Origin of the sequence: Silvania sp. (assembly GCF_051656365.1) — a bacterium.
In the GTDB taxonomy this organism is placed as follows: domain Bacteria; phylum Pseudomonadota; class Gammaproteobacteria; order Enterobacterales; family Enterobacteriaceae; genus Enterobacter; species Enterobacter hatchlandensis.
The window spans coordinates 17,851-32,200 of the sequence record NZ_JBOGBT010000064.1 but is presented as its reverse complement, the minus strand read 5'-3'; the positions used below and the strand labels follow the sequence as shown (position 1 = coordinate 32,200).

17 protein-coding genes are annotated in these 14,350 nt (G+C 55.4%); 11 read left to right on the top strand and 6 right to left on the bottom strand.

Annotation, left to right across the window (positions count from 1 at the left end):
• Positions 1–97: 97 nt before the first annotated feature.
• The 10 genes from exuR (at position 98) to ACRDD5_RS12435 (ending at position 5,980) form a co-directional block, all read left to right on the top strand.
• Positions 98–874, top strand: a complete 777-nt coding sequence (gene exuR / locus ACRDD5_RS12480) for a transcriptional regulator ExuR (protein WP_271284426.1) — start codon at positions 98–100, stop codon at positions 872–874.
• Positions 875–1,220: 346 nt separating this feature from the next.
• Positions 1,221–1,883: a DedA family general envelope maintenance protein YqjA gene (gene yqjA / locus ACRDD5_RS12475; RefSeq protein ID WP_271268247.1), complete on the top strand. Its 663-nt coding sequence runs from the start codon at positions 1,221–1,223 to the stop codon at positions 1,881–1,883.
• Between the two features lie 3 nt (positions 1,884–1,886).
• Entirely contained in the window at positions 1,887–2,270 is a 384-nt protein-coding gene (gene mzrA, locus ACRDD5_RS12470) for an EnvZ/OmpR regulon moderator MzrA (RefSeq protein WP_271284425.1), read from the top strand.
• A 154-nt stretch (positions 2,271–2,424) separates the two neighbouring features.
• A complete protein-coding gene (locus ACRDD5_RS12465; RefSeq protein WP_271284424.1) occupies positions 2,425–2,793 on the top strand; it encodes a DUF1090 domain-containing protein in 369 nt (122 codons plus the stop codon).
• 29 nt (positions 2,794–2,822) lie between these two features.
• Positions 2,823–3,128 carry a DUF883 family protein gene (locus tag ACRDD5_RS12460; RefSeq protein WP_271268250.1) on the top strand — a complete coding sequence of 102 codons (306 nt, stop codon included), beginning with the start codon at positions 2,823–2,825 and terminating at the stop codon, positions 3,126–3,128.
• Positions 3,129–3,130: 2 nt separating this feature from the next.
• A complete protein-coding gene (locus ACRDD5_RS12455; protein WP_271284423.1) occupies positions 3,131–3,529 on the top strand; it encodes a phage holin family protein in 399 nt (132 codons plus the stop codon).
• Entirely contained in the window at positions 3,526–3,840 is a 315-nt protein-coding gene (locus ACRDD5_RS12450) for a YqjK-like family protein (RefSeq protein ID WP_438676932.1), read from the top strand. The genes ACRDD5_RS12455 and ACRDD5_RS12450 overlap by 4 nt, the downstream gene beginning before the upstream one ends.
• A gap of 232 nt (positions 3,841–4,072) precedes the next feature.
• On the top strand, positions 4,073–4,465 hold the full coding sequence (locus ACRDD5_RS12445; RefSeq protein ID WP_271284421.1) for a DoxX family protein: 393 nt from the start codon (positions 4,073–4,075) through the stop codon (positions 4,463–4,465).
• A 66-nt stretch (positions 4,466–4,531) separates the two neighbouring features.
• Complete coding sequence (locus ACRDD5_RS12440) at positions 4,532–5,518, top strand: glutathione S-transferase family protein (protein WP_438676931.1); 987 nt, start codon at positions 4,532–4,534, stop codon at positions 5,516–5,518.
• 96 nt (positions 5,519–5,614) lie between these two features.
• Entirely contained in the window at positions 5,615–5,980 is a 366-nt protein-coding gene (locus tag ACRDD5_RS12435) for a DUF805 domain-containing protein (protein WP_271284419.1), read from the top strand.
• Between the two features lie 44 nt (positions 5,981–6,024).
• Here the strand turns inward: ACRDD5_RS12435 and yhaJ are convergent, their stop codons facing one another.
• Entirely contained in the window at positions 6,025–6,921 is an 897-nt protein-coding gene (gene yhaJ, locus ACRDD5_RS12430) for a DNA-binding transcriptional regulator YhaJ (protein ID WP_271284418.1), read from the bottom strand.
• 105 nt (positions 6,922–7,026) lie between these two features.
• Between yhaJ and ACRDD5_RS12425 the strand changes: the two genes are divergently transcribed.
• On the top strand, positions 7,027–7,728 hold the full coding sequence (locus ACRDD5_RS12425; protein ID WP_271284417.1) for a pirin family protein: 702 nt from the start codon (positions 7,027–7,029) through the stop codon (positions 7,726–7,728).
• A 48-nt stretch (positions 7,729–7,776) separates the two neighbouring features.
• On the opposite strand, the gene ACRDD5_RS12420 is transcribed toward ACRDD5_RS12425, so the two are convergent.
• From ACRDD5_RS12420 to tdcB, 5 genes are all read right to left on the bottom strand, one after another.
• Positions 7,777–8,187 (bottom strand): Spy/CpxP family protein refolding chaperone, encoded by a 411-nt coding sequence (locus ACRDD5_RS12420; protein WP_271284416.1) that lies wholly within the window; start codon positions 8,185–8,187, stop codon positions 7,777–7,779.
• Between the two features lie 203 nt (positions 8,188–8,390).
• Positions 8,391–10,685: a formate C-acetyltransferase gene (pflB, locus tag ACRDD5_RS12415; RefSeq protein WP_271284415.1), complete on the bottom strand. Its 2,295-nt coding sequence runs from the start codon at positions 10,683–10,685 to the stop codon at positions 8,391–8,393.
• Positions 10,686–10,700: 15 nt separating this feature from the next.
• On the bottom strand, positions 10,701–11,909 hold the full coding sequence (gene tdcD, locus ACRDD5_RS12410; protein WP_438676930.1) for a propionate kinase: 1,209 nt from the start codon (positions 11,907–11,909) through the stop codon (positions 10,701–10,703).
• Between the two features lie 29 nt (positions 11,910–11,938).
• Positions 11,939–13,270, bottom strand: coding sequence for a threonine/serine transporter TdcC (gene tdcC, locus ACRDD5_RS12405; RefSeq protein ID WP_438676929.1), 1,332 nt, complete (start codon positions 13,268–13,270; stop codon positions 11,939–11,941).
• Positions 13,271–13,281: 11 nt separating this feature from the next.
• Entirely contained in the window at positions 13,282–14,271 is a 990-nt protein-coding gene (gene tdcB / locus ACRDD5_RS12400) for a bifunctional threonine ammonia-lyase/L-serine ammonia-lyase TdcB (RefSeq protein ID WP_438676928.1), read from the bottom strand.
• Between the last annotated feature and the right edge of the window lie 79 nt (positions 14,272–14,350).

Genomic DNA, 14,350 nt, shown 5'->3' with positions numbered 1-14,350 from the left:
TGCCGCTCTCTGGAGCGGCTTTTTTATTGGCAAATCTGGAGGCTGACTCGCAAAAGTGGTATAACAAATTATCCGCCATACCCTTCCTGGAGCGCATATGGAAATCAACGAACCGCGTCGTCTTTATCAGCAGCTTGCCGCCGAGCTAAAAACTCGCATTGAGCAGGGCGTTTATCTGGTGGGTGAGAAGTTACCTGCGGAACGCTACATCGCTGATGAGAAGAGCGTGAGTCGCACCGTGGTTCGGGAAGCCATCATCATGCTCGAGGTTGAAGGCTACGTCGAAGTGCGTAAAGGGTCAGGTATCCATGTGATTTCCAGCCAGCCAAAACACTCGCCTGTGCCGGATGAAGAGCTGGAGTTTGCCAACTACGGTCCTTTCGAGCTGCTTCAGGCGCGCCAGCTGATTGAAAGCAACATTGCTGAGTTTGCCGCCACCCAGGTGACCAAGCAGGACATCATGAAGCTGATGGAGATCCAGGATAACGCGCGCAAAGAAAAATGTTTCCGTGACTCCGAGTGGGATCTGCAGTTTCACGTTCAGGTCGCACTGGCCACGCAGAATACGGCTCTGGCGGCTATTGTTGAAAAAATGTGGACTCAGCGCGTTCATAACCCATACTGGAAAAAACTGCACGATCACATTGATTCCCGTACCGTTGATAACTGGTGCGACGACCACGACCAGATTCTCAAAGCCTTGATTCGCAAAGATCCGCATGCGGCAAAACTGGCCATGTGGCAGCATCTGGAGAACACCAAGCAGATGTTATTTAACGAAACCAGTGACGACTTCGAATTCAATGCCGACCGCTATCTTTTTGCTGATAATCCGGTTGTTCACCTCGATACAGCTGCCAGTCACGCAAAATAGTGACCCGGTCCTCCGGCAGGCGCTTTGCTGCGCCTTCCGGCTGGAGTGGGTAAACAAACCTCTATAGTGTCAGCCTGTGTAAATACCCTCGCGTCATCTCCTCGGGTTAGCCAAAATCATCCTTCATCACGATGCAATTTCTGTGACGAACAACCTCTGGCTTTGTTACAATTGGATTCATTTTGCATTTAAGTTAGTTAGTGCTTGCTTACCTAGCCGTTTAACAGGGATCAGTTCTGGCCACACAATGTGTCCGCGAGCGACCATAATAAAATCATAAAAAATGTCGCCGTGCTGATTGACCCGGTTGACAGGTGCGACGTTAACCGATTTCCAGGAATACTGAATGGAACTTTTGACCCAACTACTGAACGCCTTATGGGCTCAGGATTTCGAAACGCTGGCCAATCCCTCCATGGTCGGCATGCTCTATTTTGTCCTGTTTATGATTCTGTTTCTTGAAAACGGTCTGCTGCCAGCCGCGTTCCTGCCCGGCGATAGTCTGCTGGTGCTGGTCGGCGTCCTGTGCGCAAAAGGGGCGATGCAGTTCCCACAAACGGTCGTCCTGCTGACCATTGCCGCCAGCCTCGGTTGCTGGGTGAGCTATATCCAGGGACGATGGCTGGGTAATACGCGCATCGTGCAGAACTGGCTTTCGCATTTACCGGCTCATTATCATCAGCGTGCACACCACCTGTTCCACAAGCACGGGCTGTCTGCGCTGTTGGTTGGCCGTTTTATCGCCTTTGTGCGAACGCTGCTGCCAACAATTGCCGGTCTTTCCGGTCTTAACAGCGCGCGTTTCCAGTTCTTTAACTGGATGAGCGGCCTGCTGTGGGTGTTGATCCTGACCACTCTGGGCTACCTGCTCGGCAAAACGCCGGTGTTCCTCAAGTACGAAGACCAGCTAATGTCCTGCCTGATGATCCTGCCGGTGGTGCTACTGGTGTTCGGTCTTGTGGGGTCGCTGGTGGTGCTGTGGAAGAAAAAGCACGGGAGCCAGGGGTAAGTTATGGCCAGCCCGAACCTTGCATTGCGCCGTTTATCCTGGGCCATGGTGGCGTTGCTTATGTTCAGCGCCATGCTGCTGGCATGGTCCGCCCTGCAGACGCAGGACTCGACGCTGGCAATCCGCTCTGTGAATCGCGGTGCCAGCATGCCGGACGGTTTCTCCGTCTGGCATCATCTTGATGCCAACGGCATTCAGTTCAAAAGCATCACGCCAAAAGACGACGTCCTGCTGATCACCTTCGACTCCAGCGCACAGAGCGCCGCGGCGAAAAAGGTGCTCGACCGCAGTATGGCCCACGACTACATCATTGCCCAACAGGATGAGGATAATGAGGCCGCTGCCTGGCTGACGCGTCTGCGCGATACTTCACGCCTCGCCGGCTAAACTTCCACTATTCTGAATCTTTTCACTCACTTTGGTGATATCACCGTTTACTTACTATGCTTAAGTACGCGGAGCACCTGCCACTCGTACTCCGCATGACTCTGGAAATTGACACACCCACCGGTGATGTCGAAAACAATGGAAGGTTTCAACAATGAATTACCGCATCATTCTGGGCCTCGCCCTTTTTTCGTTAAGCACAGCAGCGTTCGCGAACTCGCCCTGCCAGGAGAAGGAACAGGATATCCAGCGCGAGATCAGTTACGCTGAAAAGCATAACAATCAGAACCGAATCAACGGGCTGAAGAAAGCGTTAAGCGAAGTGAAAGCGAATTGCTCCGACAGCCAGCTGCGTGCCGATCACCGGAAAAAGATTGCCGAGCAGAAAGATGAGATTGCAGAGCGCCACCGCGATCTGGCGGAGGCCAAAGAGAAAGGCGATGCAGACAAAATTGCTAAACGTGAGCAAAAACTGAAAGAGGCGCAGGACGAACTGAAAGCGCTGGAATCTCGGGATTATTGATATAACGGAAGTCTCAACAGGAGAGAATCATGTCAAAAGATACCACGTCAGAACATTTACGAGCTGAACTGAAATCCCTGGCGGATACCCTGGAAGAAGTGCTGAGCTCTTCGGGCGATAAATCGAAAGAAGAGCTGAGCAAGCTGCGCAGTAAGGCACAGCAGGCTTTAGAAGAGAGCCGCTATCGTCTGGGTGAAACCGGTGATGCACTGGCGAAACAGACCCGTGAAGCCGCCGCTCGCGCTGATGAATACGTGCGCGACAATCCGTGGGCAGGCGTGGGTATCGGAGCCGCAGTCGGCGTCGTTATCGGCATGCTGCTTACGCGACGTTAATTATGGAAGATTCACGTCAACCACACGGCCCCGCTAAAAACGTTCTTGGTATCGGACAGCGGATTTTGACCACCCTCGTTGGCATCGCGGAGACGCGCATCCGGCTGGCGGTGGTCGAACTGGAAGAGGAGAAAGCAAACCTCTTCCAGCTGCTGCTGATGCTGGGGTTGACCATGCTCTTCGCCGCCTTTGGTTTAATGAGCCTGATGGTATTGATTATCTGGGCTATCGATCCGCAGTACCGCCTCAATGCGATGATCGCAACGACCGTGGTGCTGCTGCTTGCCGCCCTGATCGGGGGAATATGGACGATGCGCAAAGTGCGCCACTCCACCCTGTTACATCATACCCGTAAGGAACTGGCCAACGATCGGTCATTGCTGGAGGATGGCAAGCCGTGAGCAGAAGCCGATCTGAACGTCAGCGAGATAAGGCCTTTCTGCTGAGCCAGATTCAGCAGCAGCGGCTGGATCTGGCAGCCAGCAGTCGGAAGTGGCTGGAAGTGACGCACGCATACGATCGCGGATGGAATACCTTCCTGAGCCTACGCGCCTGGGCGCTGGTGGGAAGTAGCATTATGGCGGTGCGGGCAGTCCGTCACCCCAATATGCTGATCCGTTGGGCGCGCCGTGGTCTGGGCGTCTGGAGCGCCTGGAGACTGGTTAAATCCACGATTAACCAGCAGCAATTGCGCAAATTCGACGCGCGTTGACGTGACAGCCTGCTTCATCTGATAAAGCGCCTGAGGGCGCTTTACTTATTTCTGCTCCGCCCTTCCCCGCTGCGCTTACTCAATATCTTTGATGAAGATTGACAGTTTTCCTTGCTAACAATTGCCTTTCACCCCGTTTATGATTCTCTCCATCGACAGCAACACCGCGGCATCCGCCCGATATTGCACACTAAACCGTATTTACAGCCCACGTGGTTCCCTGGAGAGTAAGATGAAAAAATTAGAAGATGTTGGTGTACTGGTAGCGCGCATTCTGATGCCAATCCTGTTTATTACCGCAGGTTGGGGTAAAATCGGGGGCTACGCAGGTACCCAGCAGTACATGGAAGCGATGGGCGTCCCGGGGTTCCTGCTGCCGCTGACCATCCTGCTTGAACTGGGCGGTGGGCTGGCGATTCTGTTCGGTTTCCTGACCCGCACCACGGCGCTGTTTACCGCAGGCTTTACGCTGCTGACCGCGTTCCTGTTCCACAGCAACTTTGCCGAAGGGATGAACTCCCTGATGTTCATGAAAAACCTGACCATCTCAGGCGGCTACCTGCTGCTGGCTATCACCGGTCCGGGTGCGTTCAGTATCGACCGCGTCCTGAATAAGAAGTGGTAAGCACGCTATACTGAATTAAAAAAGCGAGGAGATATCTCCTCGCTTTTGCTATCTGAGGAGGAATACATGGGACAACTCGTAGACGGCGTCTGGCAGGACATCTGGTATGACACCAAATCCACCGGAGGACGTTTTAAACGTTCCACATCCGCCTTCCGCAACTGGCTGACGGCCGATGGTGCCCCCGGCCCGAGCGGTGAAGGTGGCTTTGCAGCCGAGAAAGATCGCTATCATCTGTACGTTTCGCTGGCCTGCCCCTGGGCACACCGCACGCTGATCGTGCGCGCCCTGAAAGGGCTGGAATCGCTGATCCCCGTTTCGGTTGTGCATCCGCTGATGCTGGAAAACGGCTGGACCTTTGGGGATGACTTCCCGGCGGCGACCGGCGATACGCTGTATCACCATGATTTCCTCTATCAGCTCTACCTGCAGGCCGATCCGCACTACACCGGACGCGTGACCGTCCCCGTACTGTGGGACAAGAAAAATCAGACCATCGTCAGCAATGAATCGGCAGAAATCATCCGCATGCTGAATACTGCCTTCGATGCCCACGGCGCCCGGGCCGGTGATTTTTACCCCCCTGCGCTGCGCGATAAAATTGACGACCTGAACAGCTGGATTTACGACAGCGTTAATAACGGCGTCTATAAAGCCGGGTTTGCTACCAGCCAGGAAGCGTACGACGAGGCAGTAACGAAGGTGTTTGAATCGCTGGGGCGGCTGGAGCAAATTCTGGGACAGCATCGCTATCTCACCGGCGACCAGCTGACTGAAGCCGATCTGCGCCTGTGGACCACACTGGTGCGATTTGACCCGGTATATGTCACCCATTTCAAGTGTGATAAGCACCGGATCAGCGATTATCTCAATCTGTATGGCTTCCTGCGCGACATCTATCAGATGCCGGGCATCGCGGAAACCGTCGATTTTGACCATATTCGCCACCACTATTATTGCAGCCATAAAACCATCAATCCGACGGGCATTATCTCCATCGGTCCGTGGCAGGATCTTAATGAGCCGCACGGCCGCGACGTCCGCTTCGGCTAAGTCTTCAGGGCGCTTTCTGGCGCCCTTTACCCTCCTTTTATTCCCGTCTATGCTTTTAGAAAACAAGCGATTAATTGCTACTGAGGCCACAAAAAAATGGACTGGTATCTAAAAGTACTGAGAAATTATATTGGGTTTAAGGGTCGTGCCCGGCGCAAAGAGTTCTGGATGTTCACCCTGGTGAACTTCATCCTGATATGCGTGCTGAGTTTGATCGACAAGATGCTGGGTTGGGAGCGGGCAGGCGGAGAAGGTATTATCACCACAATTTATGGCGTGCTGGTGTTTCTGCCCTGGTGGGCCGTGCTGTTTCGCCGCCTGCACGATACCGACCGTTCGGCATGGTGGCTGCTGCTGGTGCTGATCCCGGTGCTCGGCTGGCTGATAATCTTGCTGTTCAACTGTCAGCGCGGGACGGAAGGTGAAAACCGTTTTGGCCCGGATCCCCTGCTAAATCGCTGATGAACTGCCCGGCGGCGCTACGCTTGCCGGGCCTTGAGATGGCATTATCGTTGGGTGAACAGCTTCTGGATCTCGCGCAGACACCAGGATTTAGCTTCGCCCATACTGTCCCGACGCCACGCCATAATAATGTCCACTTCGCTGGTGTATTCCGGGCTAACCACCCGCAACCGCCCTTCGGCAATGTCTTTTTCCACAAACGGATACGGCATGGTGGCTACGCCCAGCCCGGCCAGCAGCGCCTGACGCTTATCTTCCAGCGTGCTGACGGTAAGACGCGGCTGTTTATCGAGCAGCTGCACGGTTAATACCGGACGCTCGCGGGCGGTATCGGCTACCGCCACGCCGCGATACTTCACGCGGGTGACTTCGGACAGTGGCTCAGGTTCCTGATGAATCGGGTGATCCGGGGCCGCCACGTACACGTTCATCACTTTATACAGCTTGCGGGAGTTGATCTCGGACGAGGAGCGAAAGTGCATGTCCGGGGCAATCACGATATCCGCTCTGCCCTGCTCCAGGCGCTCCCACGCCCCGGCAAGCACTTCGGTAATGATCGACAGCTGAGTGTTGGCCTTCTCCGCCAGACGATCCACCAGCGGGTAGAGCGCCGAGGTCGGCACCAGCGCTTCGGTGACCAACGTCAGGTGGGTTTCCCAGCCGCGCGCCAGCGCTTCGGCATCGGTGGTGAGCTTATCTGCCGCTTCCAGCAGCACGCGGCCACGCTCGAGCAACATCCTTCCCACGTTGGTGAATTTTGTTCGATGACCGGAGCGGTCAAACAGCACCACATCCAGCTCTTCTTCCAGCTTCTGCATGGTGTAGCTCAGGGCCGATGGTACGCGCCCCAGTTCATCCGCCGCGGCCGCGAAGCTGCCCCGCCGGTCAATTGCGTCCATCACCCGCAGTGCTTCAAGGGTCAATGCTCTCTCTTTAGCCATGGCGTTCTCATTCAGGAAATTTGAACATACCGGGCAGAATATCTGGCTAACAATGCAGCGTCCATACCTTTACCATTGTTTTAGTGTAAAGAGAGGTCAAGAATTATGATTACGACAAGAACAGCTAAACAGTGCGGACAAGCCGATTTCGGCTGGCTGCAGGCCCGCTACACCTTTTCCTTTGGCCACTACTTTGACCCGAAGCTGTTGGGCTATGCCTCTTTGCGCGTGTTAAATCAGGAGGTGCTGGCACCTGGCGCCTCCTTCCAGCCGCGCACCTATCCGAAAGTGGATATCCTGAACCTCATTCTTGAAGGCGAAGCCGAGTACCGCGACAGCGAGGGCAACCATGTGCAGGCGAAAGCGGGCGAAGCCTTGCTGATCGCCACCCAGCCGGGCATTAGCTACAGCGAGCATAACCTCAGCAAAGATAAAACGCTGACCCGCCTGCAGCTGTGGCTGGATGCCTGCCCGGAACGGGAAAATCCGCCGGTGCAGAAGATTGATTTACAGGGGGGTAAGCAGCAGCTGCTGGCTTCACCGGACGCCAGCGCGAACAGTTTGCAACTGCGCCAGCAGGTGTGGCTGCATCATATCGAACTGGATAAAGGTGAGCGCCTGAGCTTCCAGCTCCACGGACCGCGCGCCTACCTGCAATCCATTCACGGAACGGTGCATGCGTTAACCTCTGCGGAAGAAAAAGAGGCGCTGACCTGCGGTGACGGGGCGTTTATCCGCGATGAAGCGAATATTACCCTGGTGGCCGACACGCCGCTGCGTGCGCTGCTGATTGATTTGCCGGTCTGATCCTGTGCTGCCGGGTATGTTGACACTCACCCGGCCAGCACGGACTGCTTACTCGCTCAGAGCCTGGGCGATTTGCGATCGGACCTCGGCACGCTGTTCTGCCGTCAGGATCTTGCTCACATCGAAGTAATATTTCACGCGATAGTAACGCGCCTGCTCTTCAATCCGGCTGAACGCTGCCAGCTGCTCTTTAACCGCTTTTTCATCCCACTTGCCGGACTGGATCACATCAATCAACACCCCTTCTTTCACATTGGTGGTTGGGATTTTGAAGACGTTTTCTTCCAGCTGCTTGTGCAGGGCTTTGATCTTCGTGACCTGATCGTTGCTCAGCTTCAACTGCTGAACAATCGGATCCTGTGCTGGCTCTGGTGCAGTTGCGACGTCTGCCGCCTGCGCCATACCAGTAAAGCCCGCCAGGGTGGCCGTCATCAGAGCGATACGGAAAATCTTTTTCATTTCATATTCCTTAATTATCTGTCAGTGAAGAACCCGGGAAGTATTTTGCAATTGCGGATGTCGGTCTGTGATGAAGTATATAAACAATTGTGTATGTATAAGCGCCAGCAAAGTAGATCCGCAGATGTTGTCCTGGCAGGCGGGCGCTGAGGCTGCAAAAAAAAGCCCCCTTACAGAAAGGGGGCGTGGTGACAGGATCGGACTTACAGCGCGTGAGTAAAGGTCCGTGATATCACGTCCTGCTGCTGCTCGCGGGTGAGCGCATTAAAGCGCACCGCGTAGCCCGACACGCGGATCGTCAGGTTCGGGTAGTTCTCTGGATGTTCAATCGCATCCATCAGCATCTCCCGGTTCATGACGTTGACGTTCAGATGCTGCCCGCCTTCGATGGACGCTTCGTGGTGGAAATAGCCGTCCAGCAGCCCCACCAGGTTAGTTTTGCGGATCCCTTCGTCCTTACCCAGCGCCTGCGGCACGATGGAGAAGGTATACGAAATACCGTCTTTGGCGTAGGTGAACGGCAGCTTCGCCACCGAGGTCAGCGAGGCCACCGCGCCTTTACGGTCGCGCCCGTGCATCGGGTTCGCTCCTGGCGCAAACGGCGTGCCGCCGCGACGACCGTCTGGCGTATTGCCGGTCTTCTGGCCGTACACAACGTTGGAGGTGATGGTCAGAATTGACTGGGTCGGCACCGCGTTGCGATAGGTTGGCAGCGCCTGAATCTTCTTCATAAAGCGCTCAACCAGGTCGCAGGCGATGCTGTCCACGCGGTCATCATTGTTGCCGTACTGCGGGTACTCGCCTTCGATGACAAAATCGACCGCCAGACCCGTATGGTCGCGCACCGGTTTGACGGTGGCGTATTTGATGGCCGACAGGGAGTCCGCCGCCACGGAGAGGCCCGCCATTCCGCACGCCATAGTGCGATGCACGTCGCGGTCGTGCAGCGCCATCAGCGAAGCTTCGTAACTGTATTTATCGTGCATGTAGTGGATCAGGTTCAGCGCGCTCACGTACTGCACCGCCAGCCAGTCCATAAAGTGATCGAGGCTCGCCATGACGGTGTCGTAGTTCAGCACATCGTCCAGCAGCGGTGCGGTCTTCGGCCCGACCTGGATTTTGAGCTTCTCGTCCACCCCACCGTTGATCGCGTACAGCAGCGTTTTCGCCAGGTTGGCGCGTGCGCCAAAGAACTGCATCTGCTTGCCGATCACCATCGGGCTAACGCAGCAGGCAATGGCGTAATCGTCGCTGTCAAAATCCACGCGCATCAGATCGTCGTTCTCATACTGCAGCGACGAGGTGGCGATCGACATGTCTGCGGCGTATTTCTTAAAGGCGATCGGCAGTTGTTCAGACCACAGGATGGTCAGGTTCGGCTCCGGTGCTGGCCCCATGGTGTGGAGCGTGTGCAGATAGCGGAACGACGACTTGCTCACCAGCGTGCGGCCATCCAGCCCCATCCCACCGATCACTTCCGTTGCCCAGATCGGATCGCCGGAGAACAGGGTGTCGAACTCCGGCGTGCGCAGGAAGCGCACCATGCGGATCTTCATGATGAAATGATCGATCAGCTCCTGGGCCTGGATCTCGTTCAGACGCCCCGCCTGCATGTCGCGCTCAATATAAATATCGAGGAAGGTCGCCGTGCGCCCCAGCGACATCGCCCCGCCGTTTTGCGATTTCACCGCCGCCAGATAGGCGAAATAGAGCCACTGCACCGCTTCCCGGGCGTTCATTGCCGGACGGGAAATATCGCATCCATAACTCGCCGCCATCTGCTGGATCTGCAGCAGCGCGCGCTTATGTTCCGATAACTCTTCACGCAGGCGGATCGTCGCTTCCAGATCCACGCCGCGCTCCATATTCGACTGCAGATCGGCAAACTGCAGTTCGCGCTCGCGCACCAGATAGCTGATGCCGTACAGCGCCACACGGCGATAGTCACCGATAATACGCCCACGACCGTAACCGTCCGGCAGGCCGGTGAGCACGCCCGATTTACGGCAGCGCATCATCTCCGGCGAATAGACGTCAAACACGCCCTGATTGTGGGTTTTACGCAGATGGGTGAACGTGTATTCGAACTGCGGATCCATTTCGCGACCGTAGGCTTCAAACGAGCTGCGGATCATGTTGATCCCGCCGTACGGGTGCAGGGCACGCTTAAGCGGCTTATCCGTTTGCAGCCCCACCACCGTTTCAAGTTCTTTGTCGATATAGCCCGGTCCGTGGGCGGTAATGGTGGTTGCTACGTTGAGGTCGAAATCGACCGGGGCGTGGGTGGCGTTTTCCTGACGAATGCCCTGCATTACCTTCTGCCACAGCGCCGTTGTGGCAGGTGTGGCCTGCGCCAGGAAGGATTCGTCCCCCTCGTAGGGGGTGTAGTTGTGCTGAATAAAATCGCGCACGTTAATGCTGTCTTGCCAGTCGTTGCCGCGAAAGCCGGCCCACGCGTCACTGTAAGGGGCGACACGGGTATCCATTGTTACTTTCATGATGTTCTCTCTGTATCAGGCATACGCCGCAGCCAGACTCACCTTTCCAAGACGGAGGGCATCCAGCGCGATCATTTTTTCTTCGTTAGTAGGGATCACCGCGCAGACGGCGCGGGAGGCGGCGGCAGTGATCACCCGCTCACCTTCACTGTTTGGCAGGGCATTGCGGGCAGGATCCAGTTCGATACCGAATACCCGGAGACGATCCGTGACCAGCTGGCGGATCAGCACCGAGTTCTCGCCAATACCGCCAGTAAAGACAATGCTGTCCAGTCGGTGCAGGGAAGCCGCGTGCCCGGCGATGTGTCGGGCGATACGCTGCACGAACGTCTCGATGGCGAGGCGCGCGCGCTCGTGTCCGTCGTGCCAGGCTTTTTCCAGCGTGCGCAGGTCGGACGACAGGCCGGAGAGCCCAAGTAAGCCAGACTCTTTGTTAACCACGCGGGCCAAATCCTCAAGCGATTGCCCGGTTTGCTGGGCAATCCACGCCATCGCGCCAAAATCGACATCGCCGCAGCGGGTGCCCATCACCAGCCCTTCCAGCGGGGTCATGCCCATCGAGGTATCCACACTCTGACCGTTTCGCACGGCACAAATCGACGCCCCGTTGCCGAGGTGAGCAATCACCAGCCCGCTGTCGTCCTGCGGCAGATCCAGCAGTGTATACGCCTGCTGGGCAACATAGCGGTGCGAGGTACCGTGGAAACCGTAGCGGCGCACGCCCAGCTCTTCAAAATAGCGGTACGGGAGGCCGTACAGATAGGCCTGTGGCGGCAGCGTCTGATGGAAGCTGGTGTCAAACACCGCCACCTGCTGTACGCCTGGGAAAAGATGCTGCGCCGCTTCCACGCCACTGAGATTGGCGTAGTTGTGGAGCGGCGCCAGGGGAGACACCTGACGAATCTGGTCAGTTACCGCCTCAGTGATCAGGGTGGACTCACTGAAAAGGCTGCCACCGTGGGCAATGCGGTGGCCGATTAAGGCCACGCTGCTCATCAAGTCGCGCTTTTCCAGCTCGAGGGCGATGGCTGCCAGCGCCCCTTCGTAGTCCTTGCGAGCCAGGGTTACTGGCTCGCCCCCATTCACGGATATAAAGGCGTTTTCTGTATTCACGCCGTCCGCCAGGCCCGTTACCAGCGCGTCGCAGCTTGCCGCATCGAGCACTGAGAACTTAACAGAGGACGATCCACAGTTAATGACCAATACAACCGGAAATTCATTCATCTCTTTACTCCGCTCATCCTGAGCTCAAATCAGAACAGTTTGTAGACGATGTTCAGAATGGTCAGCAGACCAATCACGGTAACGAAGATGTTCTCGGTTCTGCCTCTGAACTTCGCCAGGGCAGGAACTTTACGGATGGCAAACATCGGCAGCAGGCACAGCAGGGAAGCAATAATCGGTGCGCCCATGGCTTCGATAAGGTCGAGAATGTTCGGGTTGGCATAAGCCACCACCCAGGTAGAGCCCATGATGAAGACCATGCTGATGGTGTTCAGTTTGCCGACGGAGACTTTCTTCTTGTCACCCTTGTAGCCGAATTTCAGTACCAGACCGTTCAGCCCTTCCAGCGTCCCCAGATAGTGGCCAAAGAAGGATTTGAAAATAGCGACCAGCGCGATAATGGACGCACCGTATTCCAGCACGGTGGCAAAGGTCGATTTCGAACCTGACATGGAAGCAAAGTGGTTTGCCAGGTAAGAGAGCACCGGAATGTTCTGTGCTTTGGCTTCCGCCATGTTCTGCGGAGAGAGCGTAAACAGGCAGCTAAAGGCGAAGAACATCACCACGGCGACCATCAGCATGCTGGCGCGGCCGATGATTTTGGAACATTTCTGCTCGGTGTACTCTTTACCAAACTCCCCTTCGTACTCTTCACGTTTCGACACCACAAACGAGGAGACGATAGGTGAGAAGTTGAAAGAGAAGACCATGATCGAAATTCCCAGCCAGACGGTAACCAGAATGCCATCGTGCCCGGTAAAGGAGATATCGCTCAGGCTCGCCTGGTCGATCACGGCAGAGTTCCAGTAAGGGATCAGCGACAGAGAGATCAGCACCAGGCTGGCAATGAACGGGAACACCAGCCAGCTCATCACTTTCACCATCAGGTCTTTACCAAACCAGATGACGAATGCCATCAGCAGCAGCAGGAACAGAGCCACGAAGCCACGGTTCAGGGCCGGCATCTGGAGCTGGTTTTCCCAGAAGGTCATAAAGGAGTTGGTAATGGTGACACCGTAAATCCACAGCAGCGGGCAAATTGCAAAGAAGTAGAGGAAGGTGATCACCACCCCGCCGGTTTTGCCGAAGTGCTCCTCAACTGTCTCAGTGATGTTACCGGACGGATTGCTGCCTGAGAGGCACAAACGCGCCAGCGCACGGTGGCAGTAGAAGGCAATCGGGAAGGCCAGCACCAGCATCAGTAAAATAGGGATCAGGCCGCCAAACCCGGCGCGGATAGGGAAGAATAAAACCCCGGCCCCAATCGCCGTACCAAATAATCCGAGTGTCCAGGTGGTATCGGATTTTCGCCAGGACGACGTTTTTGTCTGGCCAACGATAATGCTTTCAGTATTGCTCATAGGAAATCCTTTTATGCGTCAACTAAGCCAGTAATATGCGAAACGCGGGAGAGATCGATATTGCCGCCGGAAATAATGCTTACGGTTTTCCGGCCCTGAATATAGTGGTCCAGTTTGCCGCTTAATAGCGCCGCTGTAGCCAGCGCGCCTGCGCCTTCGGTAACCACTTTATTTCGCTGAATCAGGGCCACCATGCTGTTGCGAATATCGTCTTCACTGACCAGAACGATGTCATCCACTAATTCGCGCACGATTTCGAACGTTATTTTACCCGGATGGGAGACATCGCAGCCGTCGGCTAATGTCCCGGTGGTGCGGTGGTTCATAATTTCCCCGGCATAATACGAGGCCGCCATGCCGTGCACATTTTCAGCCTGAACGCCGATAATATTGATGGTTGGGTTAATGGATTTAATCGCCGTGGCAATACCGGCTATTAATCCGCCACCGCCAATGGGGACAATCACGTTATCCACGTCGTACAGGTCTTCCAGGATTTCCAGACCAATCGTTCCCTGCCCGGCGATGACGAATGCATCGTCGTACGGTGGGATAAAGATCCGGCCTTCCATCTCAACAATTTCGCTGACTTTGGCGATGGTGTCGTTGAAGTTCTCGCCGTGGAGCACCACCTCTGCCGAGTAGTCACGCGTGGCGGCGACTTTGGATTTAGGTGCGCCCATCGGCATGACCACTTTACCGTCGATGCCCAACATCGCGCAGGAGAGTGATACACCCTGCGCATGGTTACCCGCAGAACAGGCCACCACGCCTTTGCGTCTTTCCGCTTCGGTCAGCGAGCTTAACTTATTAAACGCACCGCGAATTTTAAAGGAGCCGGTACGCTGCATATTTTCAAATTTGAGGTATATTTCACCTTTGCAACGTTCGCTTAAATAATTAGATCGCGGCATACCGGTTTTATAAATTTTTCCAGCCAGTCGTTTGCGGGCAGCCTGAATATCTTCAATCGTTACCGGAAGGTCATAAGTAATGTGCATATAATCCTCTTTATAATCATTAATGTTCTGTAGACAAAATCCAGCCATCGGCGAACCATTGATATTCGCCTGAGGTGTA

Bases quoted from the DNA above. Each gene is read 5' to 3' on its own strand.
- exuR (WP_271284426.1), top strand. From the start codon at position 98: ATGGAAATCAACGAACCGCGTCGTCTTTATCAGCAGCTTGCCGCCGAG.
- yqjA (WP_271268247.1), top strand. From the start codon at position 1,221: ATGGAACTTTTGACCCAACTACTGAACGCCTTATGGGCTCAGGATTTC.
- mzrA (WP_271284425.1), top strand. From the start codon at position 1,887: ATGGCCAGCCCGAACCTTGCATTGCGCCGTTTATCCTGGGCCATGGTG.
- ACRDD5_RS12465 (WP_271284424.1), top strand. From the start codon at position 2,425: ATGAATTACCGCATCATTCTGGGCCTCGCCCTTTTTTCGTTAAGCACA.
- ACRDD5_RS12460 (WP_271268250.1), top strand. From the start codon at position 2,823: ATGTCAAAAGATACCACGTCAGAACATTTACGAGCTGAACTGAAATCC.
- ACRDD5_RS12455 (WP_271284423.1), top strand. From the start codon at position 3,131: ATGGAAGATTCACGTCAACCACACGGCCCCGCTAAAAACGTTCTTGGT.
- ACRDD5_RS12445 (WP_271284421.1), top strand. From the start codon at position 4,073: ATGAAAAAATTAGAAGATGTTGGTGTACTGGTAGCGCGCATTCTGATG.
- ACRDD5_RS12440 (WP_438676931.1), top strand. From the start codon at position 4,532: ATGGGACAACTCGTAGACGGCGTCTGGCAGGACATCTGGTATGACACC.
- ACRDD5_RS12435 (WP_271284419.1), top strand. From the start codon at position 5,615: ATGGACTGGTATCTAAAAGTACTGAGAAATTATATTGGGTTTAAGGGT.
- yhaJ (WP_271284418.1), bottom strand. From the start codon at position 6,921: ATGGCTAAAGAGAGAGCATTGACCCTTGAAGCACTGCGGGTGATGGAC.
- ACRDD5_RS12425 (WP_271284417.1), top strand. From the start codon at position 7,027: ATGATTACGACAAGAACAGCTAAACAGTGCGGACAAGCCGATTTCGGC.
- ACRDD5_RS12420 (WP_271284416.1), bottom strand. From the start codon at position 8,187: ATGAAAAAGATTTTCCGTATCGCTCTGATGACGGCCACCCTGGCGGGC.
- pflB (WP_271284415.1), bottom strand. From the start codon at position 10,685: ATGAAAGTAACAATGGATACCCGTGTCGCCCCTTACAGTGACGCGTGG.
- tdcD (WP_438676930.1), bottom strand. From the start codon at position 11,909: ATGAATGAATTTCCGGTTGTATTGGTCATTAACTGTGGATCGTCCTCT.
- tdcC (WP_438676929.1), bottom strand. From the start codon at position 13,270: ATGAGCAATACTGAAAGCATTATCGTTGGCCAGACAAAAACGTCGTCC.
- tdcB (WP_438676928.1), bottom strand. From the start codon at position 14,271: ATGCACATTACTTATGACCTTCCGGTAACGATTGAAGATATTCAGGCT.